The organism is Streptococcus sp. TATVAM-FAB8, from assembly GCF_046592795.1.
Taxonomy (GTDB): domain Bacteria; phylum Bacillota; class Bacilli; order Lactobacillales; family Streptococcaceae; genus Streptococcus; species Streptococcus ruminicola.
On record NZ_JAWVPQ010000001.1, the window covers coordinates 329,582 to 356,191 of the forward strand.

Sequence of the window (26,610 nt, forward strand, 5' to 3'; positions counted from 1 at the left end):
TTAAAAAAATCATTGAACAAGAACTAAAGACGGCACTATCGCTGGTGGTCCTAACTAGTTATCATAGTTTAATAGTTCTTGTATCTCATCGCAAAAGGAGGGGTTGTTTTTATGGAACAAATGTTTCTATCAACAGCGTTAGAGTTTAAAGAAATCAATACATTCGAGCCAGGAGCTTGGATTAATTTGGTTAACCCCTCCCAGGAAGAGTCTGTGAGTTTAGCCGAACAATTTAATATCGATATCACAGACCTTCGTGCGCCACTCGACCTTGAAGAAACATCACGTATTTCTGTCGAAGACGATTACACTTTGATTATCGTCGACGTCCCAACCTACGAAGAACGTAATAATAAAAGCTATTATGTGACCATTCCGCTCGGTATCATTGTCACTGACAATGCTGTTATCACAACGTGTTTGCAAGAATTAACCTTATTTGATAACTTCTTCAATCGTCGTGTGAAAAACTTCTATACCTTCATGAAGACACGTTTTGTTTTCCAACTGCTTTATCGTAACGCAGAGCTATTCCTAACAGCCCTTCGTTCTATCGACCGTCAAAGTGACCGAATCGAAGCAGAATTGGAAAATGCCACACGTAATGAACAACTCATCGACATGATGGAGCTTGAAAAATCTATCGTCTACTTGAAAGCCTCATTGAAATTCAATGAACGTATCGTTAAAAAACTTTCGAGTAGTACCAGCTCTTTGAAAAAATACATCGAAGACGAAGACTTGCTTGAAGATACACTGATTGAAACGCAACAGGCGATTGAGATGGCTGGCATTTACGAAAATGTCTTGAATGCCATGACTGAAACAACTGCTTCAATCATCAACAACAACCAGAATACTATCATGAAAACCTTGGCTTTGATGACCATGGCACTTGATATTCCAACGGTTATCTTCTCTGCCTACGGGATGAACTTCCAAAACAACTGGTTACCATTAAATGGTCTACCACATGCCTTTTGGTACATCGTCTTCATCGCCGCTGCCATGAGCTTGTCCGTGGTATTCTACTTCTTCAGGAAGAAATGGTTTTAATAGAGTACGTTTTAAGGTAGCTAAAGCTACTCTTAAAACGACGGGAAGTCTTATATGACTTCCCTAACTCTCTTACTAGCTCGAAAAGTGATTAATGTCGAATCACTTTTCTCTCGTCGTAACAATCATCACCTACTTACGCGACTAAATAGCTATCAGGATTCTTCCTAGGCAGCTTACTAATTCGTAAAGCAATTATTATCGAATTGCTTTACTCTCGTTGTGACTTTATTGAAAATGAATTAATGAATTTTTAGGCATTTACTAGTTAGAAAAAGCAAAGGTTTTGTTTTCTCTAACTAATAACTGGCTTTATCTTATAAGACCTTATACAGGAGAATATTTATGGATTTAACTAATCTTACTAAAAAGAACCAAGAATTTATTCACATTGCTACTAATCAATTGATTGAAGATGGTAAATCTGACGAAGAAATCCAAGCAATTTTGGAAGAAGTTTTACCAACAATCATTGAAAATCAGAAAAAAGGCTTAACTGCTCGTGCCCTTCTTGGTGCACCAACGGTTTGGGCTGCTTCTTTCACTGAAAAAGCTTCTGATGCTAAAGCAAACCAAGAAAAGAAAAATGATAACCCTTGGTTAATGTGGTTAGATACATCACTTCTTTTCATCGGAATCGTTGCTCTGCTTAACGCCCTTATGGGATTCTTTAATTCAGCAGCAACTAGCTCTGGACTTTTCTCACTTCTTGCCCTTGGTTTTGGTGGAGGTGCTGCTATGTACGCAACTTACCACTTCATCTATCGCTTCGCTGGTAAACCTAAGAGCGAACGTCCAGGTTGGAAAAAAACTTTCCTTGTACTTGGTTTAGCAATGCTTGGTTGGGTTCTCCTATACACCGCAACTGCATTCTTACCAGCCGTTCTTAATCCACAATTACCACCAATCGTAATGTTAATCATCGGTGTTGTATCACTTGTCGGACGTTATTTCCTACAAAAGAAATACAACATCCTAAACGCAATGACACCACAACAATAAAAATAAATAACCTCACTAAGCATAAGTTTTAGTGAGGTTATTTTTTATTTAGAACGCAAAGTTAAAACAATGTCATCTGGCCAAGTTGAAGTCATTTTAATCTGATCAAGGTTTTCAACCGAAATTTTTTTAGCTGAGAAATATGTTTTCTTATGATAGCGGATATTGAAATCATCCTGACTATCTTCTTTAACATTTGTTAATGATTTGTCATTCAGTGAAAAATCAGTCTTCAGACCTTCTTTCAAATCTTCTTTTGTAAATATGACATACACTGTCCCAGAAAAGTGATTCTCTAAAGGTAAAACCTCATCTTTGTTTACTACTAAAATATCTTTAACATTTAGTTGTTCTTCTTCACTTTGATAAGCTTTACTACTTTCTGCTTTAATGGCACCAGCGGTATCATAAGAAGCTTCTGAGACAATACCACAGCCAGATAGCAACCCAAATAATAAAGCCACTCCCAAAACCTTAATTACCTTCATCATAATCTCTCCTATATTCTAAAATATCTCCCGGCTGACAATCCAACTCTCTACAAATACTCATCAAGGTATTAAACCTGACCCCTTTTGCCTTCCCGGTCTTCAAAATAGACAAATTCGCCTCGGTGATTCCTATTTTCTCAGCCAGCTCCTTAGAGGTGATATTTCTTGATTTTAACACCTTATCTAAATGTACTTTTATTTCTTCCATATCAAATAATCTCATCGTGATCTTTTTGCAATTCATAACCACGTTTTAGCACAACAATAGCAATATCATTGATAATGATAAAAACAATATTCACAAGATAATCTTTAAAAGATAAATCAAATAAGCTACTTGTATCTGCTATTTTAGAAAAATTAAGCAAGATATTAACAAGCAATTGAATTCCTGTGAATAAAATCTGATAAAGAAGAACTTTAGAAAGCAAATTGATGTTTTCGGAGCAAAAATACTCTTCATCTTGAAAATTTATCAACAACTTATCCAAAGCTCGCATTATCCTAAATAGAAGATAAAAAATAATCATAGCCATTATTAAGACAACAATCGGAATCCAAACAGAGACCTGAACTCTTTGATAACCATAATCCAAAGTAAATAGGCCACCATGATTTTGCCCAGCAAAAAACACTGCAAAGATACCAAATCCCATCAAAATCATACCTACAATCGATAAATAACATATTATCTTAACAACTTCTCTTCCAACTTTTAAAGCAATCTCTTTCATAAGTCTCCCTCTAAATTATTGTTTTACAACAATCGTATTCTTGAAATTATTATAAAACAATAATTTCAACTTGTAAACTCAAAAAAGATTTTTCCACACAAAAAACGACCTCTTTCGAAGTCGTTTTTTCTGATCACCGCAACGAATTAGTCTTCGTTTACGAATGGCATAAGAGCCATAACGCGAGCGCGTTTGATAGCTGTTGTTACTTTACGTTGGTTTTTAGCTGAAGTTCCAGTTACGCGACGTGGAAGAATTTTACCACGTTCTGAAACGAAACGGCTAAGAAGCTCAGTATCTTTGTAATCAACATATTCAATTTTGTTAGCTGCGATGTAATCAACTTTTTTACGGCGTTTGAATCCGCCACGACGTTGTTGAGCCATGTTTTATTCTCCTTTATATTATTGTTGTTTCAAGTTTAACACTTGAGGTGTCCATATCCATTAGAATGGAAGATCGTCATCTGAAATATCCATTGGGTTTGAATTACCAAATGGGCTTTCGTCACGACCGAAGTTAGGTGTTTGTTGTGAAGATTGTGATGAGAAACCACCATTAGAAGATCCACCAAATGATGAATTGTTGTTAAATCCACCGTTGTAAGAACCACCTGATTGACCTTCACGTGTAGCACGACTTTCCAAGATTTGGAAATTATCTGCAACGACCTCAGTTACGTAAACACGTTGACCTTGTTGGTTTTCATAGTTACGAGTCTGAATACGACCAGTAACACCAACCAATGTGCCTTTTTTAGCCCAGTTAGCCAAGTTTTCAGCTTGCTGACGCCAAATAACACAGTTAATAAAATCTGCTTCGCGTTCACCATTTTGATTCTTGAAGTTACGGTTTACAGCAAGTGTAAATGTCGCAACTGCTTGATTAGATGGTGTGTAACGGAGTTCTGCATCGCGGGTCATGCGACCGACAAGTACTACATTATTAATCATAAAATACCTTCTTACGCGTCAAGTTTAACGATCATGTGACGAAGAATGTCACCGTTGATTTTTGAAAGACGGTCGAACTCGTTAAGAGCTACAGCATCTTCTGCTTCAACGTTAACAACGTGGTAAAGTCCTTCGCGGAAATCTTTGATTTCGTATGCAAGACGACGTTTTTCCCAGTCTTTTGATTCAACAACAGTTGCACCGTTGTCAGTCAAGATAGAGTCAAAGCGTGCTACCAAAGCGTTTTTAGCTTCTTCTTCAATGTTTGGACGAATAATGTAAAGAATTTCGTATTTAGCCATTGATATTTTTCCTCCTTTTGGTCTAATGACCCGTGACCGAAATCACGAGTAAGTGAGGTATACTCACAATAAACTATTATACTATAGCTTCAGAAATTGCGCAAGAGATATGCGGGAAAGAAAGTGTTTTTATCCTAAATTTTTTTATCAATTTATATCCCCAAAATCCCCAAAACAAAAAAGCAGGTGTGCTCTGCTTCTTTGCTTAAAAATCGCCTTTATTAGAAACGGCTAAGTTTGTCTCATAAATCTCCGTTGCAAAATCTAATTCTTTTCTAAAAGCATTTGCTTCTTCACGACTTTCAAAAATCTTTTGTGCTTGAACGTACTGTTGACCACTGCGCCAGTACATCTTCCTAACAACCCACATATCCTTACCTCGCTTTTCGCTAGTATAACTCCAATTATAGCATAAATTTTATGAATTGTTGCAAAATTAAGTCTTGTATTTAACTTTTAATATAAACTTCAAATTGACTTAACAAAAACTTTGTGAAAGCGTAACAAAAAAAGATGAGCTTATCGCTCATCTTCAATCTTTTTTAATCATCCTTAAAAATTCTTTTTAATTGATTAATCGTTTCTTGGTAGTTTTTAGAGTTCATTTGTGGTCGTTTAAGTCCCTTTTGACTGAGGTATTTACCAACTCGGTCACCATGACGTTTGAGGTACCTGCTACTTGTTACAACAAAGATGTAGATAACGATAACAAGGCAGATTGGAATACCGATAAACGGTGCAATATAAAGTGCATTTAGCTGAAGGGCATCGGAAGTGGTCTTAGCTTCGCCATCAGCATTTGGAATGCGGTGCCCACGAACCAACAAACGTTGGGTATTAACACCATAAGGTGTACATGTCACCAAGGTTAAATAATCTTGATTTGGATCAATGGTCAAGTCACTAAAATCAGTTGGTTCAACCACTCGAATCTGATCGACTTCATAAGTCAAGGTTTCATTTAAAACGTGAATGGTAAAGGTATCTCCTTCACGCAATTTATCTAAGTCAGAAAACAACTTAGCTGAAGGCAATCCACGGTGACCAGATAAGACACAGTGTGTACCTTTTCCGCCAACTGGAAGAGATGTCCCCGCCAGATGTCCGATGGATGTCTGCAAAACCTTGTCGTCTGTTCCGTGATAAACACCTAATTTTATATTGATCTTAGGGATACTAATGTAACCCATGGCACCATCATGATTGAAGTTTAACTGAGATTCATAGTCTGCTTTTTGCGCATCATTCATGTCCCAATTCATGCTAGTCAATCTCTTATTGTAATCTTTTGCCCGATTTAAAATCTTAGCGTATTCTTCATCAGACATTTTTGAGACGCTCTTAGCATAATTCATAATTCCTTTTGTCTGGTGAAAGGAATTCCAATAGTCACTCAATGAAGGGTAACTAACCAAGCCCAGCCCGATGAGAAAGACGAAGGGCATTATCAAAGATTTCCAATGTTGCTTTAACCACGCCACTGCTGTTTCTCCTTTCTGCTGGCAAATTTTCTCTAAAAAGAATCATCTTCGAAAATAGACTCGTGCTACTTTCGAAGATGTTCTAACGGTTAATCATTAAAGATTTTTAACACGACGTTTTGCAACCATGTAAACGAAAGCAACTAGAATAGCTGAAGCACCGACAACATAGAGCATTTTAGTACCAAATGAACCAGTTGATGGCAATTCAGCACCTTTGTGGTTAAGAACGCTAGCAATACCTCTATCCTTGTTAACTACGACTTCTTGGCGGCTAGTTAATTTATTATAACCAGCAGGTGCTTTGATTTCTTCAAGGAAGAAGTTTGAGCCATCTTTTAGACCTGAGATATAAGTCATACCAGCTGGGATAACTTCTACACAATCTGAAGCAGCATCAGTTGAAACAGCAATACGATACATAGTATCTGAAAGTTTCACAAATTTAAGTGGAGTTGTACTTGTTTCAGAATCATAAACTTTGAATTCAGCACCTGTCAAAGTGTTAGTACCATCTGTTTTAATAATTGTAAATCCGTAAGTTTTAACAGATTCAGTTTCTGTGTTGATATAATTTGAACCACCATCATAAGCATAAGTGATTTTAGCACCGTTGGTAGCCTGACCTGTTAGGGCAGTGACACCTGCTGCACCTGGTAATACAGTAGCAGAGTAAGTAATAGTTACTTCTGAAGGAGTGTCATAAATTGAATTATTATCACTATCAACCCAAGGAATAACAATTGTCAATTTACCGTTAGAATCAACTGTTTTAGTTGTTGGAGTAACTGTTTGTTCAGTTTGAGTAACAGTACTTTTTACTTTTACAACAACAGAATCAGCATTAATTGCTAAGTTAGTTGGAGTATCGACGATAGTGTAGCCAGTAATTTGTTTACCTTCACCACCAACCATTACATAGTTTGTTGCATTGTATTTAACAGTATAGTTAACAGTATCACCAATTTTTGCTGATTCTAAATTGGCATCCTTTGTAGCGTTACTTGGACCAGCAGCATTTTTATCAACAACGTATGCTTGTGGAGTAGTACTATCAACAGTGATTGTTGCACCAAGTGAAGATTTGATGAAGTAGTAACCAAAATCTAATCCATCGAATGTTACTGTGTTATTAGTAGCTTGTTTCGGAGTACCTACTTGAGTACCGAATCCTTCAGCCCAAGTTTTAAAAGCATCACTTCCCACTACAGATTGAGTAGTCGTTGATTTTGCTGTGACGTTTCCAGCAGAGTCAACATCAAAGTAAGATGCAACATCTGCTGCCGTTTTACCATCTGGTAATGTATAAGCAATAGCTCCATTATCACCTACTGTGGCATTAAAAAGTTTATAGAGGGTATAAGTTTGTCCCGCTTGGGCGTTTTGAACCGTAATGGTTCCGGTTGTATCCGCAAAGACTTGACTTCCGGTGAAAAGAAGCGCAAGAGCTGCGAGGAGTAATGTCATCACATTTCTGATCTTTTTCATAGTGAACCTTCTTTCTAATTTTATCCTAAAAGTTTTAAAACGACATCATTTGGCATCACCTCCTAACCACTATCGTTAATAGCTTTTTTCCATCTATTAAAGATAGTAACTAGTACAGCGACAACCATTAATATAATACCTGCAATAATGAATTTCTTCGTTCCGATACCACCGCTGCTTGGTAGTTCACTACCAGCTTGGTTAACGACTTGAAGACGGTAGTTGTAATTTCCAATACCATTCACAATTCGCTTATTATCATCAGCAGAAACAGTGTGACCATCTTCATCACAAAGTTCCATGGTATAAATAGAATTATCAAATTCATCACGATCTTCAAGAACATTGAAGCAAACATATTTATTAATAACTCTATAACCATCTGGAGCAGAATTTTGAGTGAGGCGATAACGTCCTGGCATTAATCCATTGATATTAAAACCATCTGTGGATGTCACATCAAAGCTATTAAACTCGTTACTGATATCTTCCCAAACACCAGCACCACGTTTTTCAAGTTTGAAATTTCCACCAGAAAGAGCGGGTGACCAGCCACTTCCAGTTACTTGTAAATTAATTGTTGGCGTAACAATCAAGTGACCATGTGTAATGGAAATGTTGTAGTTTGTAGGTTTAGTATTTGGTAACAAAGTATAAGTAAAGCGGTTATAACTTGTACCAGGATAGGTTTGACTACCAGTGAAGTTGTAAGATTGAACACCTTCACCTAAAATAAATCCTTCGGTGTCAGTCATCGGACTTGGTGTGACGGTATGCGCTGTCAATGGTGTACCATCGTAAGTCTTCGTTGCTTCAGCAGATGTCAAAACAACATCACGCTTATAAATAGTAAGAGCACCATTTGACACTTGGAAGTGAACATCGAAGTTAGGATCTGTATTTGTGAACTTATTAGATATATTCAATAAGTAAGTACCTGCATCTTTTTGAGTAATAGATGACTCAGTACCATTAAATTGAATTTTATTTTCTGAATACAGACTTGTACTGATACGTGTCACTTCGTAGCCTACTGTTGAGTAGGTTCCATCATAGACTTTAGAAATCGTATCACCAGTAATGATAACTGAAACATACAATGGAATAACCGTTAGGGTACCAGGAGTATAGATGATATTGTAGTAATCATTTCGATTATTACCATCGTCATCGGTAATGGTAACGGCTGTTGGTGTTGTACTGCTTGTTCCAGCGTTAGTTTGTGAACCTGAGTAAGTCACCGAAGCTAACTTATCACCACTTTGAAGGGATTGACGATAAACATCTGTCAAATCCGATAGACCACTACTCTTAAGAGCTTGACCATCATAAGATTTTTCTTTATCATGCGCTACGATATTAATATTTTTCTTATAATAAAGATTGATATCAATATTTTCACCACCTCTAAAGGTGTAAATATCTTTGACACTTGTCGGATTATTATGATCTGTGACATCTTGTCCTGAATGATAAGTGTAACCTGAAATATCTAGATGATGGTCGAGAGTATTACAAGTACCACCTTCATGGTAAGTTTCTTCAACTGGTGCTTGACCAGGGATTGGATTACCATCCATATCAAGATAATGGAAAGTAATGTGTCCATCTGTTTTCTTACTATAGTAGAAAGTAATGACGTTGTTTGCCGCGTTAGAAGTCAATGTCAAACTTAACGTATCATCCAGTGGGTAATAATCACTACCAACATCTGGAGCAACTTCTTTAACACGAACCGTATCACCAGTAACTGTCTTAGTGACTGGATCTTTTAGTGCGGTCTCTGTACCTTCTAGTAAGTAACGAACGGTATAATTTACACTAAGTTGTTTTCTAGTATAGTAGAAAGTAATCACATTATTTTCATAACCAAGGGTTACTGATTTTTGGTTATTACCTGGACGGTAACCAGTGATAGCAAGAGCTGTTTCAGTAATGGTATCACCAAGTTGAAGAGCAGGACTTGTTATCACCTTATCTGGCGCTAACTTACTTTCGTTATTATCAGCATCAACATATTGAACAGTGTAAGTCAATGGATTTAATTTCCAGTGAGCTGTCAATACAGTATCTGATGTAATTGGCTTAGTCCAGTCAAATCGTTTACCGTTTTGGTCGAACCAACCATCAAAGGTATAGTGATTTCTAGTTGGATCTGCCGGAGCTTGCGCGGTAACATATTTTTCAACAGATTGTGTCGGTGGAGTTGCTCCTTCACCACCATTCAAATTAAATGACACATTGTAACGTGGAGCATTCCATTTAGCGTACAAGACCAAATTGTGGTTTGGCATTGTGTTGAAGGTATAAGGCGTTGTTAACACAGCATCCTCATACCAACCACCCCAAGTATAGTCACTATCAACACCAGCTGGTCGGCTAGGTTGGTAATTATACTCTGATGATGAAATATCAGCTTCAAATGGAATGTTAAGTTTGTGACCTACCTCATCGTTACCATAATAGTAGTCAATTTGGAAACTATCACGGTCATAGTAGAAACGATAAGTCCTATCCGATGTTGATGTTCCTTCATAATGAACACCATTTTGAGTAAAGCTTTGGTCCGTACGGTAAGTATAACCATAGATTTCCTTGGCAGTAAATGTACCAGAGTTAAAAATGAATGACTGACTATACTTATTAGACTTCACATAAGAACCATCCGGTTGTTGCAACCAGTACTCAGCCGTATAAGTATTACCTCGGTTGGTCCAAGTGGCTTTGAACGTTCTTGTTGTTCCTGAATCTGGTAAAAGTTCAGGAGTAACTTCTTGACGTTTAGTTTTATATTGATTTTCCCAAGAATCAAAGAAACGTTCTGTTGAAACCTGACCAAGATAGTTAAGCGAATATACTTCTCTTGGATTTGATGTTGAACTTGGCCATACACTTGACACATCTTGACCTAAAACAATATTTGTTAATCGATATTCAGTGCCTTGATATGTATGTCCACCTATATCGATACGACCTAATGAGTTTCCCCAACTAGTGAGGTTCAGGTCAAAAATAAAGGTGTAACGTTTCAAACTATAATAAACATTTAAAACAGATGAACCATCCGCTGCTATGACAACAGATGACGTGCTATTTGGTCCACCAGATGCATTTTCACGTTCATAACCTTTTGGAACAACAGATAGATTTGGAGCACTTGAAGCATTTACGGTTGTATCAACCGTACCAGTACGTACGATAGCACTATCGTAAACATAGTGTGTGGTATTTGTCGCGTTATCATAAACTTCTTTATAATAAGCTATTGTATAAGGTACTGTATCTGCTTTCCATTTAGCGTACAAGGTCTTGTCATTATTAAGTGTGACATTTCCTGTAATCTTATTACCACTGAATTCTGGATTATCATACCAGCCATCAAAGGTGTAACCTTTTTTCTGTGGCACGTTACTTGTAATCGCAACAGACTCACCGTACAAACCTTCTGTTGGCTCGATATAATAACCACCGTTGGTATTGTAGCTAAGTTCAAAAGTCTTACGTGTGTAGTAAACGTATAGGTCTTGACCTTGAGCTTGGGTAAGAGTTACTGAATTTGTTCGTTCAAAATCAGCAAAATCATAAGTCAAAACTTGCGGTCTAATGGTTGAACCGATAACACCGTGAGCTTGAACAGTTTCAATTTCACTGTAATTATCATTGTTCAAATTTTTCAACATGTAGTGAACATTATAGGTAGCATCTGCTGCTACATATTCAACTCTAATAGTGATGTTTTGGTCAATGTTACCATCTGATGAATCCTTAGCCGCTAAATCTGCTGCGTTAGCAAATTCAACGATTGATTGGCTTGGATAGTAGACTTCATCTTGAGATACACTAGGATCATCACCTGGTCTTACAGAAGGTGGAGGTGTAACACGATATGGTGTATCTTTGGCTTCGACTTGGTGAACATCATTACCAAAGACCGTATCACTGTTAGTCGTATTATTGTGATAGAAATATTGGATTGTCGCATTGTAAATCTTAATTTCAGAGTAATCTGCAACAACTGTCATATCACTAGTAATTGTTGTATCCTCTGTAACAGTTGAATCATCAGCTTGGTTTTTCCATCTTGTAAAGCGATAACCTTCACGATAAACCGGCGTTGGGAAAACTGCAATCTTTCCACCATCGGTAACTTCAGCGGTTGTCATATCATGTTCAATGCCGCTGTTATCAGTGTACTTGAAGGTAACAGTGTGAGTAGTTACTGATCGTGGTGTATTTTTAGCTTGAAGTTTGGCATCGTCAGTTGCTTTGTCATCTTTAGGGTCGCTTGAAGTGACCAAAGCGTAAGCTGAGAATTTACTGTTTTCAAAGGAAACCGATGTAATCTTATGGTCAATTTCTTTGACGTCCTTTTGAGTGATGTTTTCTTGCGAACCATCGTCTGGGAAATGAATGACATCAAAGTTATCTTTAGCAGCCATAGCCTCGCTCGGTGTAATTGTCACCTTAACGTCAGCTTTTGGTTCAACCTTTTGACCATTTGATTCAAAAGAAATATCGTAGAGAAGAACACTTTCGATGTTCTTTCCTACTAGAGAATTTTGTACTTTTTCATAATTCGCTTGATAAGCAGCATCGTCATTTTTGATTTCCTTGACGGTCAATGTCGTATCCTTAGGCAACTGTGCCTTTTCATCAACATCAGCTTTAATCGTGTAATCTTGATTTTGTGCTGTCAAGGTTGTCGCTTGTGTGATCAAATCAGGCTCATCACTTGCTGCTTGTGTAGCACCGCTATTTGACGTATCAACTGAGGAACTTTCTGTTGTAGATCCTAACTGATTATCCTGTGGTGCCGGTAGCGATGGCGGCGACTGACTACTTTGTTCAACTTCTATACCAGGATCTTGCGAAGCAGTCTCATTATCAAGAGTGATAGCTGGTAAAATCAAAAGATAAGCTGTCACCAGAGCTACTATAACGGCAAGGAAAGTGGCGAGTTTTTTATGATTCTTGATTAAATCTTTTCGTCTAAAAAAATTTCTCATCGATTTTTCACTCTCCTTCCCTCCTAAAACATCAGTGAAAATATGTCGACAATTACTTTTAATTTAGAGTACCAATATCTGATAAAGGCCAAATCCTAAAAATTAGTTTACCAACTAATTGTTCATCAGAAACTGTACCAACAGAAGTATTTCGTGAATCAATCGAAACGCTACGGTTATCTCCCAAAACGAAGATACGGTTTTCTGGAACTTGGTAAGGAAACTTAATGTTTGTCTCACCATAAGATTTGTGTTCGATATAAGGTTCTTTTATTTTTTTGCTATTGACATAAACCGTTCCATCCTTGGTGATGTTAACCCAATCACCCGATTCTGCAATAACTCGTTTTACCAAAATATTGTTGTTGTAATAAAAAGCGACGATGTCTCCTGTCCTAAAGTGATTACTTTTAACTGTCAAGACCACATCTCCACTATCTAGCGTCCCCTTCATGGATTTCCCATAGATCCTGAGGGTTGGAAGGTAAAGCATAGCTACCAAAATCGCAAAGGCGGCTACTACAATTAACATAAAAACCGTGCTTCTTATCTTCTCGGTAAAAAGTTTACGGTATTTCGCTTTTTTATATAACTCTTCAATCTCACTGGTTGTGGGAAGAGTAATTTCGTTATCCTTTTTCATACTCCGCTTCTCCATTCATTTGTTTGACATTCTTAAGGTACAAGTCTGCTGCTTTTTGGCTTTCTTCAAAAACCTTTGTCAAACTAAGGGAAGCTTCTGCGATAGAACCAGCGTTGGCTAGTTTTATCTCTTGATTTTCTAATTTTTCATTGGCTTTTGCCAATTCATCTCTTAATCGGTCGATTTCTTTACTCTGCGCTAGCATGATTTCATATAGTTCGATACGTTTTAATCTTCGAAAATTACTTCTACTCACATAAATCGCCTCGATTCTTCTTATTATTAAGCGTTTTCCTTTAATCTTATTATAGTACTTTTGACTTTGATTTTCAATTATTTTCTGTAGATTTTCTTAAAAAATTTCGGCAATTTTGGTTTTATGAAAAAAATATCTTTTAAAGGCCAAAAAAGAAGCTGAGCTCTTTGTCTCAGCTTCCAAAAAATTTTTTCGTATGTCATCTAACATACCATTCTCATAAGGAGTTAGGCTGTTAGATTATTATCTCCGTTTTTATAGCGATTTAAATTCATTTTCAGCATTGTACATATACCTCCATGAGTTTTTTAGTCACTACTTTTTTACATTGGTATCACTCCTTTAGCTATTTTATGCAACTAGCTAAAGTATCACCATTTTTATATCTTGCTACGTTCATAAGATACCTCCATTAATTGAAAATACTCACATAACAACGATAATAATCAAATTTTTTCTGTTTCTTTGATAGGGCGATTGACTCGTCGCCATATCTTTTTTGAGTCTCCATTTTTGTAACGGCCTACATTGATTGCTTTCACATCTATCACAACTTTCATTAAAAAATTAAAAGCTTTTTTCAAACATGGAAGCAATATGATTAGAAGCCCTTTCGATTACTACTGTTACTAGCAACAAGATCAACCGGTATTATTTCTTGCACCAGCTATTTCTAATCGTTCACTTCCAATTAATATCTTCATCTAAAATGTGACATCACTCCTTCATTGACCTAAATTCAACTAGTTGTTAGTCTCCATTTTTGTAACGACCTACATTCATCATCAACATAAGACGTTCCTCCGATGTTTCTTTTGTTACAATTTTTTTGAGATTTGAGGTATAAATCTTTATGGCTAATCAAAGTGACTAATCACCATTTTTATAGCGTCCTAAGTTTAATTCCAACATAAGCGCCACCTCCATAACGTAAAGTTAACTGTGCCTACTTAACTCCGACTAGAGACTTTATCACCATTTTTATACCGGGCGACATGTGGTTTCATCATAAGAATTGTTACCTCCTTACTTCGTTTCTTTTGTCATCCTTCTTTACACTTTTATTATAATGTAACCGCTTACCTTTTGTCAAGAGATATGTGCTTTTTATTAAAAATTTTTTTCAAGAACTTTTATTACCCTTAAGATATGAACTTTGCTAAAATGGAAATATGATTAATTTAACTGATTATGGGATTGAGATGTGGGACGATGAAAAGATTGCTTCTTTTCGCCGTACCCTGCTCAATTGGTATGATAATGAAAAACGCGACCTACCTTGGCGCAGAGCTAAGAATCCTTATTTTATCTGGATTTCTGAAATTATGCTGCAACAGACGCAAGTGGTGACGGTAATTCCTTATTACGAACGCTTTTTAGAATGGTTCCCGACGATTGAAGATTTGGCAAATGCTCCTGAAGAGAAATTGCTAAAAGCTTGGGAAGGGCTTGGCTATTATTCCCGTGTGCGTAATATGCAAAAAGCAGCTCAAGAAATCATGGAAAAATTTGATGGTGTTTTTCCAGATAATCACAAGGATATTCTTTCTTTAAAAGGTATCGGCCCTTATACGGCTGGTGCTATTTCAAGCATTGCTTTTGGACTTGCTGAACCTGCTGTTGATGGTAATGTTATGCGAGTCATGGCGCGCCTTTTTGAAGTCAACTATGATATTGGTGATCCCAAAAATCGCAAGATTTTCCAGGCAATTATGGAAATCTTAATTGATCCAGAACGTCCTGGAGATTTCAACCAAGCACTGATGGATCTGGGGACTGATATCGAATCCGCCAAAAATCCTCGTCCTGATGAATCTCCGATTCGCTTTTTCAGCGCAGCTTATTTACATGGCACTTATGACAAATACCCAATTAAACTGCCTAAGAAAAAGCCCAAGCCGCTACAGCTTCAAGCGTTTGTCATTCGAAATAGCAAAGGTGATTTCTTATTAGAAAAAAATCTGGATGGACGTCTACTTGGTGGCTTCTGGTCATTTCCAATCGTGGAAACAGACTTTATCGGACAGCAGCTAGATTTATTTGAAAAAGATACTGCTTCTCTTAAAACCGTCTCACAAAAAGCACTTTTTGAAAAGGATTACCAAGTCACTCCTGACTGGACTAATCGAGAATTTAGCCTAGTCAAGCACACCTTTAGCCACCAAAAATGGACTATCGAACTCATTGAAGGCTTGGTAACTTCAGATGAAGTTACCAAAGACAAAGAACTCCGCTGGGTATCACAAGACCAACTTCAAGACTACCCCATGGCTACACCACAGAAGAAAATGCTAGCAGAATATCTTAAGAAAATTGATTAAGACCAATTTAAGCAAAGCTTTCTATAATATAGCCATTCCTAATGATAATATCTCAAGATGAATCGTTCACAGATATTAAAAACGTATCCTCAAGTAAGAGCCCTGATGTTTCAGGGCTTTTTTTATCATACTATACTCCTAAAAAATGATACTTTCCTCTCCTATAACAAAAACGTTTTCAATTATTTTAAAAAAAGAGTATGATAAAGGTAATTATTTGTGTAAAAGGAGTAGACTATATGAAATTAGTTGCTATTGTTGGGACAAATTCAGCTCGTTCAACAAACCGTAAGTTGTTAAAATTTATGACTAAGCATTTTGCTGATGTGGCTGATATTGAACTTCTTGAAATCAAGGATTTGCCTGCCTTCAATGAACCTGAGGATAAGATTGCTCCTGCTGTTGTTGCAGCATTTTCTGAAAAAATCGCTAGCGCAGACGGGGTTATCATCGCTACACCTGAGTATGACCATACCATTCCAGCACCGCTATCTTCTGCTCTTGAATGGATTGCCTACACAAGTCGCGCGCTAATCAATAAGCCAACCATGATCGTGGGAGCTTCTCTTGGAGCACTAGGAACATCACGCGCACAAGCACATCTTCGTCAAATCTTGGATGCACCTGAATTGAAAGCTCGCATCATGCCTGGCACAGAATTTCTTCTTGGTCATTCCGAACAAGTGTTAGATGACAATTTTAATCTCAATAATCCTGAAAAAGTCGCTGAACTTGAAGATAATTTCAAGGAATTTCTAGCTTTTGTAGATATTACCAATCAAGTTGTCAGCAAAGCTAATACCAACCGTAAAAAAGCTTTTGCTTGGGAAAAAGACTAGGAGGTTTATTATGAAATTAGTTGCCATCGTTGGAACAAATGCCAAACACTCATACAACCGACTTCTACTCAAATACATGGCAAAACATTTTGCCAAAGAAGCAGATATTGAAATCTTGGAAATCACTGATGTACCAATGTTTAATGAAACTGATGACCAAACAGAGTCTGCTGTTATCCAAACTTTCAACACTAAAATCACTGAAGCTGATGGGGTTATCATCGCTACACCAGAACACAATCATACCATTCCATCAAGCCTAAACAGTCTTATCGAATGGTTGTCATTTAACATTCATCCCTTGACAGGCAAGCCAATTATGATTGTGGGAGCTTCATATGATGTTCAAGGTTCTTCACGCGCTCAACTTCATCTACGTCAAATTCTAGACGCCCCAGGAGTTAATGCTGTTGTCATGCCTGGTAGTGAATTTTTACTTGGGCGTGTCCAACATGCCTTTGATGAAAATGGCGACCTTAAAGACCAAGGAACCATTGATTTCTTAGAATCTTGCTTCTTCCGCTTTATTCGCTTTGCCAATATTGCTAATCAGCTTAACCAACCTGAAGACGTACGATTTGAACCCGGTACTTATCACGTCACTACTGTCGGTCACAACGGTGACCTTCCAATGTCAGTAACCCTTTCAGAAGAACGCATCGAAGCCATCAATATTGATTCTTCTGGTGAAACAGGAGGAATTGCTGATGTGGTCTTCACCCGTATTCCAGATGAAATCATCGAAGGACAAACCTTGAATGTCGATGCTATTTCTGGAGCTTCAGTCACTTCAAAAGGTGTCCTAAATGGAGTCGCGCGTGCGGTTCGTCAAGCTGGTGCTAATCCCGATGCTCTTCGTTCACGTCCAAAAGCACCATCAGCTCTAGATAAAGAAGACAAAACTTACGACACAGAACTTGTCATTGTCGGTGGGGGAGGTGCTGGTTTGACAGCAGCTGCTCGAGCCCTTCAAGCTGGTAAAAAAGTCATTCTCGTTGAAAAATTCCCAGCTGTCGGCGGAAACACTGTCCGCGCTGGTGGTCCAATGAATGCCCCTGATCCTGCTTGGCAAAATACATTTGCTGCTAACCCAGGTGAAGCCCACAATCTGCAAGAATTGCATGATATTGATGAGGCAACTATCGACCCAGAATTCTTACCAGATTTCCGTGCCCTTAAGTCTGAAATTGAAGAATACCTCAAAGACCCAACCTATCTTTTTGACTCAAAACTTCTCTACCGTATCCAAACTTATCTTGGCGGTAAACGTAAAGACCTCAAAGGGCATGAAATCCACGGTAATTATGAACTTATTCGTGTTCTAACAGAACATGCTCTTGAATCTGTTCGCTGGTTGGAAAATATCGGTGTCGAATTTCTACGTGACGAGGTAACTATGCCAGTTGGTGCTATTTGGCGTCGTGGTCATAAACCAAAAGTTCCAATGGGCGTTGCTTATATCGCTGTCTTGAAAGATTTCGTTTTGAAAAACGGAGGAATCATTCTAACAGATACCCAGGTTAAAGAACTCGTTGTAACTGATGGTGTCGTCACAGGTGTCAAAGGTAGCGGACGCAATGGACAAACTATTACCGTCAATGGTAAAGCTGTGATTTTGACAACAGGTGGATTTGCAGCCAATACTAAAATGCTCCAAAAATACAACACTTACTGGTCAGAAATTGATGATAATATTGCCACTTCAAATACCCCTGCTGCAACTGGTGACGGTATCCTACTTGGTCAATCTGTCGGTGCAGACCTTGTTGGTATGGGCTTTAGCCAAATGATGCCAGTATCAGACCCAGTGACTGGCGCACTTTTCACAGGACTTCAAGTGCCTCCAGCAAACTTTATCATGATCAACACCAAAGGTAAACGTTTTGTCGATGAATACGGTAGCCGTGACCAATTATCACAAGCAGCTATTGACAACGGAGGTCTCTTCTATCTTATCGCCGATGAAAATATCAAAGAAACAGCCTACAATACCAGTCAAGAAAAAATTGATGCTCAAGTTGAAGCAGGTACCCTCTTTAAGGCTGATACCTTGGAAGAATTGGCTGAGCAAATCAACATTGACCCCGCTACTTTGGTAGAAACAATCACCAATTACAATGCATACGTTGACGCTGGTCATGACCCTGAATTTGACAAAGGTGCCTTCGACCTCAAAGTCGAAAAAGCACCATTCTACGCAACACCACGTAAACCAGCCACACACCACACGATGGGTGGTCTAAAAATTGATACTCACGCCCATGTCATCAACGAAGATGGCAAAATCATCAAAGGACTCTTTGCCGCTGGTGAGGTCGCAGGTGGTCTTCACGCAGGTAACCGTCTCGGTGGTAACTCATTAACAGACATCTTCACATTTGGACGTATCGCAACTGATACAGCCATCGCTGAATATCTTGATTAAATAATCAACACCAAGGAGAATAGAATTAATATTCTAGGCATAAGAAAAGCACCCTATACGCCAAGATAAAGGGTGCTTTTTTCGTTATTCACAATCTTTTAACAGCTTAGAAAAAAACACCAAATCCTTTTACATACAAAAAATTCCAGATTTAAAATCTGGAATTTTTAGGAGATTCGCAACAGCTACTTTATGTCAACAGCTGCTACAACTATGAAAAAGAAAGTTTATTTAGGATTGACTATAGTATAGCCAGACTAGCTTAAGTAAAGCTGAATTTTTTCTTATAGAAAGCTTAAACTTTTTTCTTTTCAATGTCCCCGCTTTTTCTGATGACGCTTTTCTTGTTTAAGTGTGAACTTTCGCTCTTTTTCAAGTTCCCGTCTTAATTTTCGGTCAGACTGTTTCATCTTCTTAGCTTGTTCATGCATCTCCTGCATAGCAAGTTGCGCCTTAGTTGATACTGCTGGCTTACGTTTTGCTTTATTGATTTCTCGCTGTAATCGCTTTGGATTCTTTTTCTTTTGAGAAATAGCTAACGCTTCAACACTAAGATTAGTTTCAAACTTATCATATCTGCGCAGCCATTTTCCTAAAGAAAAATCTACAAAATGTCGAATTGTATCGTCTTTCGGCTCTTTGCCAAATACATAACGAAAAGCCTTGTAACGTTTATTCGAATCCGTAAATTCAATCAAAGCCGACCAAAATGCCCCATCAAAATATACTGTCATTTTCATAACAGCCCCTCCTTAAAAAAAATTGACAATGGACGACCTCGGAAGGGGAAGGTTACTGATACATGTTGTACTCACAGACTACCAACTGCGATGTGTTTTTATGTCAGCTTTAGTATAACAAATTTTAACTTAAACCGCGAAAAATCCTGCTAGGTCAGCTGTTAGGACATTAGCTACTGCAAACTGATACTTTCCACGAAAATGTGCCAAGTGTGTCATGGTTCTGATATTGTATTTCTTGGCAAATTTTTTGTAAGCAACATAATCAATATCTTTGGTATCAAGGCAATAAATCACTTGGTCAATTTGACTGAGTCTGTCTAAAGCATTTTGAGTATCAACATTATCAAGTCGACCAATCAACAAATAAAAGTCCTCTTTAGCTGCCATTTTACCCTTGACCTCATCAAGACTTATAAATTGAATATTATCAGCTGTTTCAGCTTTGGCATCCCCACAATGAAATAAAAAGGCTAGCAATAACAAGCCAAAAATCGTTACAAGTCGCATCTCTTTTCCTCCTACTTATTTATTCGAAAAAGAAAAGAAAAACCACCAGAAAATCTGGTGATTTTATCAATTTTATTTTTCTGAATAGGGAACCAGGTACAATTTTCCATTTAAGTATTCAGCTAAAAAGATTTCTCTAGGGTTATCAATATTTTGTTCCTTAAGTTTTTCTAGCAGCCACTCTTCATCCTGATTGATTAATTCTAAGACATCATAATTAATGCGACCATTGCTAATCAGTGGAAACTTCGGATTTTCCGAATTTTTATCTAGAATCGTTAGCTTGCCATTTGGCTCCATAATGGCACTCTTCACATCTTGAGTCGAATTCAAACCTTCCATTCTCAAATGGAGCATCAACTGATCTGCTGTAACGCCTAGTTTTGCACAATTTTCAACATTGACTTTGCCATCTTTTATCAAAATTACTGGATTTCCCACAACAACAGATTTAATATATTTATTGTTAATCAAGAGTTTTACGATAATAACCACCAAAGACCAAATCAACAAAATAATTAAAAAGGTCGAAATGGAAATCGAACTGTTGTAAATCACACCACCGATAATGCCACCGAGGACAAAGTTTTGAATCTGATTTAACGGTGTGTTTGCTGAAAATTCATATTTTCCAAGAACGTTAATCTGTAAAATCGTCGCTAAAATTCCTAGGAAAAATTTGATACTTATCAACCCATACATATTCATCGGCTACTTTCCTCCATTAAGGTAAACACGGTGGTCAATCACGTGTGTGCGCTCAAGTGTGTAAGAATTATTATCATCATTCAGATGAACAGTGTAGTCTTCCTTATTATAACGAACGATGATACCATCTTTTAAGGTTGTTGAATTGACTAAGACATCCTCAGGTTTTAAATCGTTATCCGTAGCCACACTTTTGATGAATTTGACAAGAACTTGTGACTGCGAAAAATCATGGTTATTTTGCATGTAATCTTCAACTTGAATCCCCAGAAGAATGAACATCAACACCACGATACCAATACTAATATCGCGAAGACGCGTCTTCAGCCTATTTCGCATGTAGTGTAGACTTGTCAGTATCACAATAGCAAGCAAGACAATCAAAATCACAGACCTCAAAACCAGATTAAAAGACTGATGCTGCGTAATGTAATCTAAATTATAGAAATTCATCTCACGTCCTCCTAAAATCCTTTTCTTTAGCTTTTTTACCATTATACTATTTCTAACACCAAAAAACTCCCAAAAAATTTCGGGAGTTTGTCATCTATAAATACTTAATTAGCTCAATTCAGCAACGATTGCTTTGATTTGGTCTTTAGTGTGAACACCAGCGACTTGTTTCACAACTTCGCCATCTTTTTTGAAAAGCAATGTTGGGATTGACATGATACCAAATTTTTGAGCTGTTTCTGGGTTTTCATCAACATCGATTTTAACGATTTTAAGTTCGTCTTCATCCATTTCTTCTGACAACTGTTCCAAGATTGGAGCTTGCATCAAGCATGGACCACACCAAGTTGCCCAAAAGTCAACAAGGACAAGACCTTCATTTGTTTCTGCTTCGAATGTAGCATCAGTAATATTGTGTGCCATAATGTAATTACCTTGAACTCCCAGATGGACTGACTTGTTTTTCATTAAAAAACGGATACGAATCAGCCTAGCATCCCAAAGTTCTTTTTCCTTTTCTATTAGTTTATGAGCCTATTTTACGGGAAAATTGTCTTTTTGACAACTAATTGCTACGGAAAATGATTTTTTTGAAAGTCTTCTCATTTTCCTTATCTGGCATGCTCGTATGCTATAATAAAACTATTATTAGATAGAGGATTCTTATGAAAAATTACGCTGAATTTTATAACAAGCTAACAAAAGCTTTTCAAGATAAACCAGCAGCTATCCGCAGCTTACAAGTTATCAACAGTTTATTAACCAAAGTTATGTATCTGGTTTACCCACTTCTTCTTATCCACCTTTTTATCAACACTCCTGACAAACTTCCTATTTTCATTCTTATCCCAGGGCTATCATTTATCTTGGTGTCACTTGGTCGCCACCTGCTTAACACCCCACGACCTTATGAGACTTGGAACATCACACCACTAATTTCTAAAAATACTAAGGGGCACTCTTTTCCAAGTCGTCATGTCTTTTCTGCTAGCATCATTAGCATGGCTGTGCTGACACAATCAAGCTTTTTAGGTCTTATTTTACTGATTCTATCGCTTATCATTGCTTTTTGTCGTGTGCTAGGTGGGGTTCATTACCCGCGCGATGTCATGGCAGGTTATCTTATTGGTATTATCTGTGGATTATTTTTATTTCTTTTTTAGTTATCAACACAAAATCCCCAACTCAATCGAGCTAGGGATTTTTTTGAACAATAATTTTTTGCCTTAAAACTTATCCACTTATTTATCAACAGGATGCAGATTTTTAAGAGATAAATCCAAGATTTTAGCAGAATGGGTAATAGCTCCGCTTGAGACGTACTGAACAGCTAGGTCAGTGTAAGAAGCGACATTAGCCTTAGTCACATTACCAGAAATTTCAATTTCTGCTCTGCCTGCAATCAAAGCAACAGCTTCTTGCATTTGGTCATGGTCCATGTTATCAAGCATGATAATATCAGCACCCGCTTCAACTGCTTCTTTAACCATCTCAAGTGTTTCCACTTCAATTTCAATCTTGCGGACAGATGGTGCATAAGCTTTGGCAGCAAGAACAGCTTCTTTAACACCACCAGCAGCACCGATGTGATTATCTTTCAAAAGGACACCGTCAGACAAGTTGTAACGATGGTTTTTACCACCACCGATTTTAACAGCGTATTTTTCAAAAATACGATTATTTGGTGTGGTCTTACGTGAATCGAGAAGCGTGATTGGACTATCTTTTAGAAGCTCAGCCATTTCATGGGTGTAAGTGGCAATCCCACTCATGCGTTGCAGATAGTTCAGTGCTGTGCGTTCTCCTGAGAGAAGCACGCGAATGTCACCGTAGACTGTGCCAAGCTTTTGTCCCGCCTTAACAGCATCGCCATCTTTCACCAAAACGTCAAACTTTGTTTGTGGGTCAAGCAAATAAAAGACGCGCTCGAAAACAGGAAGTCCACAGATAATCCCATCTTCTTTACAAATCAAGTCAACTTGACCAGCTACATTTTCTGACATGACACTGTTAGTTGACACGTCTTCGTTATTGATGTCTTCTGAAAGAGCGCTCAAAATCAACGGATCAACATTTAATTTTAGGGTAATTGGATCTAACATCATTATCCTTTCTCATATCTCACAACCATTAACCGATAACAGTTTCTAGTTGATTATTTTCTGTTAATTTTTCAACAACTATTTTTTTATAGTCGTCTGCCAAGATATCGTCATCTTGATAATCTAGCAAATCAAGCTCAGCCAAAGTTTTTGGAAGCACTGATACACTCTCATACTTAGCAACCAAGTCCTTAGCTGCGCGTTTTGCAAAAACAAGACTTTCAAGAAGAGAATTACTTGCCAAACGGTTTTGACCGTGAACCCCATTACAAGCTGTTTCACCAACGGCATAAAGGAAATTCATACTTGTCTTACTATGATGATTAACCTTGATACCACCCATGAAATAATGCTGTGCTGGCACAACTGGAATACATTCTGTGAATGGGTCGTAACCAGCCTCACGACAATGTGCCAAGATATTTGGGAAATGTTCTTCCAATTCTTTTTTCGGAATGGTACGCAAATCTTCCCAGACGTGGTCTGTCCCGTCTTTTTCCATTTGTTTTAAAATGGCTTGTGCTACCACATCACGCGGTTGCAATTCATCGACAAAACGATTCATGTTTTTATCATAAAGAAGTGCCCCTTCACCACGAACGGACTCAGAAATCAAGAATGAACGTTCTTTTGGATTATCTTGGTAGAGGGTTGTTGGGTGAATTTGTACATAAGACATGTCCTTAAGCTCAATATCATGTTTTAGGGAAATAGCTAGCGCATCACCAGTCAAATGCTTGAAGTTAGTACTATTTTTGTACAAACCACCTACACCACCACTGGCAAGTACAGTCACATCAGCTGTGATTTTTTGCAAATCACCATTTTCAAGACGGACCACACCACCATAACAACGGTTATCTTCTTCCAAGATATCAAGAAGACAAGTGTGTTCCATCAAGGTAATATTTGGACGCTTTTTGACCGCAGCTAACAGTCTACTTGTGATTTCTTTACCTGTAGTATCTTGGTAAAAAAGAATACGTTTATCAGAGTGAGCACCTTCACGAGTGAAAGCAAGGTTACCATTTTCATCACGTTGAAAATCAACACCGTAACCAATCAAATCTTTGATAACATCAGGTGATGACTTAATCATCAAATCAACAGAAACCTTGTCATTTTTGTAGTGACCAGCACGCAAAGTATCTTCAAAGAATGAGTCGTAGTCAGACTCGTCTTTCAACATGCAAATACCACCTTGTGCCAAGAAAGAATCACTGTGTTCTAATGTATCTTTAGAGATAATAGTAATTTGAAGTTCTTGTGGCAAATTAAGGGCCGTATAAAGTCCTGAACAACCACTACCGACAATAAGTACATTTGTTTTCATACAAACCTTCTTTTTTAACGATTGTTGAATAAACAATCCATTTGGCGAGTCAGATAAAAAAAGAATTCCTAGAATACCATCATCAACTGACCTAAGCATAAGCTTCTCATTTTCTGTATGATATCAATACGAGGCTTACTTAAATCAGTCTTTAGGAACTTTTTCAATCAACTCTTATCAATTAAAATCATACGACTTAGAACATATTTTACCACCAATCAAGACACCTGACAAGACACCTAACTAAAATTTATTTACAGGTGTCTTGACACCTTCTTGACTCGGTACTATAATATATAACTAAGACAATCCTAGGAGGATCCCATAAACATATAATGAATACAAGAGAGATGCAAGACGAAATTTTACGTCTCAAAAAAGAAAAAGGGGTTTGTATTTTAGCACACGCCTACCAAAGTCACGACATTTGGGAAGTTGCCGATTTTGTAGGCGATTCTTTTGCTTTAAGTAAATATGCTGCCAAAGCACCACAAGATACCATCATGATGTGTGGGGTGCGCTTTATGGCAGAAACCGTTAAAGTTTTATCACCTGAAAAAACAGCTCTTCTAGCCAACCCAATGGCTGGTTGCCCAATGGCCGCTCAAATTGATAAAAAAATCGTTACTTGGCTAAAAGATGCTCACCCAGACTACACTACCGTTGCTTATATCAACACCACTTCAGAAGTGAAAACAATGGTCGATGTCTGCGTTACATCTTCTTCAGCTGTCAAAATTATCAACAACATTGACAACGATAAAATCCTTTTTGTCCCTGACCGCAACCTTGGTCAATGGGTCGCTGAACAATGTCCTGATAAGCAATTTGAATTTTTCAAAGGTGGTTGCCCAACACACATGCGCATGCGTAAACGCGATGTGCTCAGAGCACGTGAAGCTCACCCAAATGCTAAAGTACTGGTTCACCCAGAATGTCTAGCTGAGGTTACTGAGTTGGCAGATTTTGCTGGAAGTACTACAGAAATCATGGCTTACGCTAAAAATAGCAGCGATAAAGAATTTATCATTGGTACTGAAAGCAGTATTGTTGAGCATTTACAATTTGAATGCCCTGATAAACGCTTCTATCTTCTATCAACTGAATGTGTTTGTCACAACATGAAAATGACAACTCTAGCTGATATTTACAACTGTTTACTTGGACGAGCAGGTGAAGAGATTGAGCTTGATGAAGACACTATCAAAGGTGCACGTCATGCGATTGACCAAATGATCCTGCTTGGACAAAAATAAATTTATTAGTATATAAAAATAAACGAATAATTTTAATGGTTCTGTAAAACAGAGTTTTAAAATTATTCGTTTTTATTTTGGACATTACCTATACAATTTATTTTATTGAATGATTCTTGACCAAAAATAGGATTTTAATTCAGTATAATTTATAAGTATATACAAATACAACTATGGGTTTATTTATGAAAAAGACCGATTCTTATAAAAAGATTCAGTCAATCACAATTCTTTGATAAATTAAAATACTAACCAACTACTATAATTAAAATTCCTTCTATATAAATTAAGGTGAAAAGGAAAACACCAAAAAACTTTAAAATTTATTAATTATCTAAAGTCCATAAACTATGACAAATTTGAAATAGCTGCTACTTACACAAATGCACATCAAAAAAATAATATTGCTAAAAGTGATATTTTTAATTATCTTGTTGAAATGGAAGTAAAATTTAACATAAATAATGTATTTAGCAAAAATAAAGTTTTAACAATAAAAGAGACTGAGATG

At 37.4% G+C, this 26,610-nt stretch carries 26 protein-coding genes; 7 read left to right on the plus strand and 19 right to left on the minus strand.

Annotated features, from left to right (window positions below; all coding sequences use genetic code 11):
- Positions 1 to 111: 111 nt before the first annotated feature.
- Together SFC32_RS01615 and SFC32_RS01620 are read left to right on the plus strand one after the other, a co-directional pair.
- Positions 112 to 1,056 (plus strand): magnesium transporter CorA family protein, encoded by a 945-nt coding sequence (locus SFC32_RS01615; protein ID WP_020917419.1) that lies wholly within the window; start codon positions 112 to 114, stop codon positions 1,054 to 1,056.
- Positions 1,057 to 1,401: 345 nt separating this feature from the next.
- Positions 1,402 to 2,058, plus strand: a complete 657-nt coding sequence (locus SFC32_RS01620; RefSeq protein WP_074602836.1) for a DUF1129 domain-containing protein — start codon at positions 1,402 to 1,404, stop codon at positions 2,056 to 2,058.
- A gap of 44 nt (positions 2,059 to 2,102) precedes the next feature.
- On the opposite strand, the gene SFC32_RS01625 is transcribed toward SFC32_RS01620, so the two are convergent.
- From SFC32_RS01625 to SFC32_RS01680, 12 genes are all read right to left on the minus strand, one after another.
- Complete coding sequence (locus SFC32_RS01625; RefSeq protein ID WP_411049674.1) at positions 2,103 to 2,549, minus strand: hypothetical protein; 447 nt, start codon at positions 2,547 to 2,549, stop codon at positions 2,103 to 2,105.
- A complete protein-coding gene (locus SFC32_RS01630; RefSeq protein ID WP_411049684.1) occupies positions 2,533 to 2,757 on the minus strand; it encodes a helix-turn-helix domain-containing protein in 225 nt (74 codons plus the stop codon). The genes SFC32_RS01625 and SFC32_RS01630 overlap by 17 nt, the downstream gene beginning before the upstream one ends.
- Before the next feature lies 1 nt (position 2,758).
- Positions 2,759 to 3,283 carry a heme biosynthesis HemY N-terminal domain-containing protein gene (locus SFC32_RS01635; protein WP_006531979.1) on the minus strand — a complete coding sequence of 175 codons (525 nt, stop codon included), beginning with the start codon at positions 3,281 to 3,283 and terminating at the stop codon, positions 2,759 to 2,761.
- A 146-nt stretch (positions 3,284 to 3,429) separates the two neighbouring features.
- A complete protein-coding gene (rpsR, locus tag SFC32_RS01640; protein ID WP_000068664.1) occupies positions 3,430 to 3,669 on the minus strand; it encodes a 30S ribosomal protein S18 in 240 nt (79 codons plus the stop codon).
- A 60-nt stretch (positions 3,670 to 3,729) separates the two neighbouring features.
- Positions 3,730 to 4,236 (minus strand): single-stranded DNA-binding protein, encoded by a 507-nt coding sequence (locus tag SFC32_RS01645; protein WP_039696324.1) that lies wholly within the window; start codon positions 4,234 to 4,236, stop codon positions 3,730 to 3,732.
- An 11-nt stretch (positions 4,237 to 4,247) separates the two neighbouring features.
- Complete coding sequence (gene rpsF, locus SFC32_RS01650; RefSeq protein WP_006531977.1) at positions 4,248 to 4,538, minus strand: 30S ribosomal protein S6; 291 nt, start codon at positions 4,536 to 4,538, stop codon at positions 4,248 to 4,250.
- A gap of 205 nt (positions 4,539 to 4,743) precedes the next feature.
- A complete protein-coding gene (locus SFC32_RS01655) occupies positions 4,744 to 4,908 on the minus strand; it encodes a hypothetical protein (protein WP_020917425.1) in 165 nt (54 codons plus the stop codon).
- 172 nt (positions 4,909 to 5,080) lie between these two features.
- Complete coding sequence (locus tag SFC32_RS01660) at positions 5,081 to 5,983, minus strand: class C sortase (RefSeq protein ID WP_142351880.1); 903 nt, start codon at positions 5,981 to 5,983, stop codon at positions 5,081 to 5,083.
- A 132-nt stretch (positions 5,984 to 6,115) separates the two neighbouring features.
- Positions 6,116 to 7,507: a SpaA isopeptide-forming pilin-related protein gene (locus SFC32_RS01665; protein WP_411049675.1), complete on the minus strand. Its 1,392-nt coding sequence runs from the start codon at positions 7,505 to 7,507 to the stop codon at positions 6,116 to 6,118.
- Between the two features lie 62 nt (positions 7,508 to 7,569).
- Positions 7,570 to 12,513: an InlB B-repeat-containing protein gene (locus SFC32_RS01670; protein ID WP_411049676.1), complete on the minus strand. Its 4,944-nt coding sequence runs from the start codon at positions 12,511 to 12,513 to the stop codon at positions 7,570 to 7,572.
- A gap of 58 nt (positions 12,514 to 12,571) precedes the next feature.
- Positions 12,572 to 13,156 (minus strand): signal peptidase I, encoded by a 585-nt coding sequence (lepB, locus tag SFC32_RS01675; protein ID WP_074560873.1) that lies wholly within the window; start codon positions 13,154 to 13,156, stop codon positions 12,572 to 12,574.
- Positions 13,143 to 13,412 carry a DNA repair protein gene (locus tag SFC32_RS01680; protein WP_093815079.1) on the minus strand — a complete coding sequence of 90 codons (270 nt, stop codon included), beginning with the start codon at positions 13,410 to 13,412 and terminating at the stop codon, positions 13,143 to 13,145. The genes lepB and SFC32_RS01680 overlap by 14 nt, the downstream gene beginning before the upstream one ends.
- 1,172 nt (positions 13,413 to 14,584) lie before the next feature.
- Between SFC32_RS01680 and mutY the strand changes: the two genes are divergently transcribed.
- From mutY to SFC32_RS01695, 3 genes are all read left to right on the plus strand, one after another.
- The gene (mutY, locus tag SFC32_RS01685; protein ID WP_411049677.1) at positions 14,585 to 15,733 is read left to right on the plus strand and encodes an A/G-specific adenine glycosylase; all 1,149 of its coding nucleotides are present in this window, start codon (positions 14,585 to 14,587) and stop codon (positions 15,731 to 15,733) included.
- 239 nt (positions 15,734 to 15,972) lie between these two features.
- Entirely contained in the window at positions 15,973 to 16,572 is a 600-nt protein-coding gene (locus tag SFC32_RS01690; protein WP_411049678.1) for an NADPH-dependent FMN reductase, read from the plus strand.
- Positions 16,573 to 16,582: 10 nt separating this feature from the next.
- The gene (locus SFC32_RS01695; protein WP_411049679.1) at positions 16,583 to 18,997 is read left to right on the plus strand and encodes a flavocytochrome c; all 2,415 of its coding nucleotides are present in this window, start codon (positions 16,583 to 16,585) and stop codon (positions 18,995 to 18,997) included.
- A gap of 311 nt (positions 18,998 to 19,308) precedes the next feature.
- Here the strand turns inward: SFC32_RS01695 and SFC32_RS01700 are convergent, their stop codons facing one another.
- From SFC32_RS01700 to trxA, 5 genes are all read right to left on the minus strand, one after another.
- A complete protein-coding gene (locus SFC32_RS01700; RefSeq protein ID WP_411049680.1) occupies positions 19,309 to 19,737 on the minus strand; it encodes a YjdF family protein in 429 nt (142 codons plus the stop codon).
- Positions 19,738 to 19,866: 129 nt separating this feature from the next.
- Positions 19,867 to 20,247, minus strand: a complete 381-nt coding sequence (locus tag SFC32_RS01705; protein WP_133018181.1) for a hypothetical protein — start codon at positions 20,245 to 20,247, stop codon at positions 19,867 to 19,869.
- Between the two features lie 72 nt (positions 20,248 to 20,319).
- Positions 20,320 to 20,955, minus strand: coding sequence for a DUF421 domain-containing protein (locus SFC32_RS01710; protein WP_411049681.1), 636 nt, complete (start codon positions 20,953 to 20,955; stop codon positions 20,320 to 20,322).
- Positions 20,956 to 20,958: 3 nt separating this feature from the next.
- Positions 20,959 to 21,408, minus strand: coding sequence for a DUF3290 domain-containing protein (locus tag SFC32_RS01715; RefSeq protein WP_074560880.1), 450 nt, complete (start codon positions 21,406 to 21,408; stop codon positions 20,959 to 20,961).
- 108 nt (positions 21,409 to 21,516) lie between these two features.
- The gene (gene trxA / locus SFC32_RS01720) at positions 21,517 to 21,831 is read right to left on the minus strand and encodes a thioredoxin (RefSeq protein WP_015695637.1); all 315 of its coding nucleotides are present in this window, start codon (positions 21,829 to 21,831) and stop codon (positions 21,517 to 21,519) included.
- A 242-nt stretch (positions 21,832 to 22,073) separates the two neighbouring features.
- Here trxA and SFC32_RS01725 point away from each other — a divergent pair, with 242 nt between their 5' ends.
- Positions 22,074 to 22,571 carry a phosphatase PAP2 family protein gene (locus SFC32_RS01725; RefSeq protein WP_411049682.1) on the plus strand — a complete coding sequence of 166 codons (498 nt, stop codon included), beginning with the start codon at positions 22,074 to 22,076 and terminating at the stop codon, positions 22,569 to 22,571.
- 78 nt (positions 22,572 to 22,649) lie between these two features.
- Here the strand turns inward: SFC32_RS01725 and nadC are convergent, their stop codons facing one another.
- Both nadC and SFC32_RS01735 read right to left on the minus strand, forming a co-directional pair.
- Positions 22,650 to 23,510: a carboxylating nicotinate-nucleotide diphosphorylase gene (nadC, locus tag SFC32_RS01730; RefSeq protein ID WP_411049685.1), complete on the minus strand. Its 861-nt coding sequence runs from the start codon at positions 23,508 to 23,510 to the stop codon at positions 22,650 to 22,652.
- A gap of 28 nt (positions 23,511 to 23,538) precedes the next feature.
- Positions 23,539 to 24,843 (minus strand): L-aspartate oxidase, encoded by a 1,305-nt coding sequence (locus tag SFC32_RS01735; RefSeq protein WP_411049683.1) that lies wholly within the window; start codon positions 24,841 to 24,843, stop codon positions 23,539 to 23,541.
- A gap of 335 nt (positions 24,844 to 25,178) precedes the next feature.
- On the opposite strand from SFC32_RS01735, the gene nadA reads away from it, so the two are divergent.
- On the plus strand, positions 25,179 to 26,099 hold the full coding sequence (gene nadA, locus SFC32_RS01740) for a quinolinate synthase NadA (protein WP_074564410.1): 921 nt from the start codon (positions 25,179 to 25,181) through the stop codon (positions 26,097 to 26,099).
- Positions 26,100 to 26,610 lie beyond the last annotated feature (511 nt).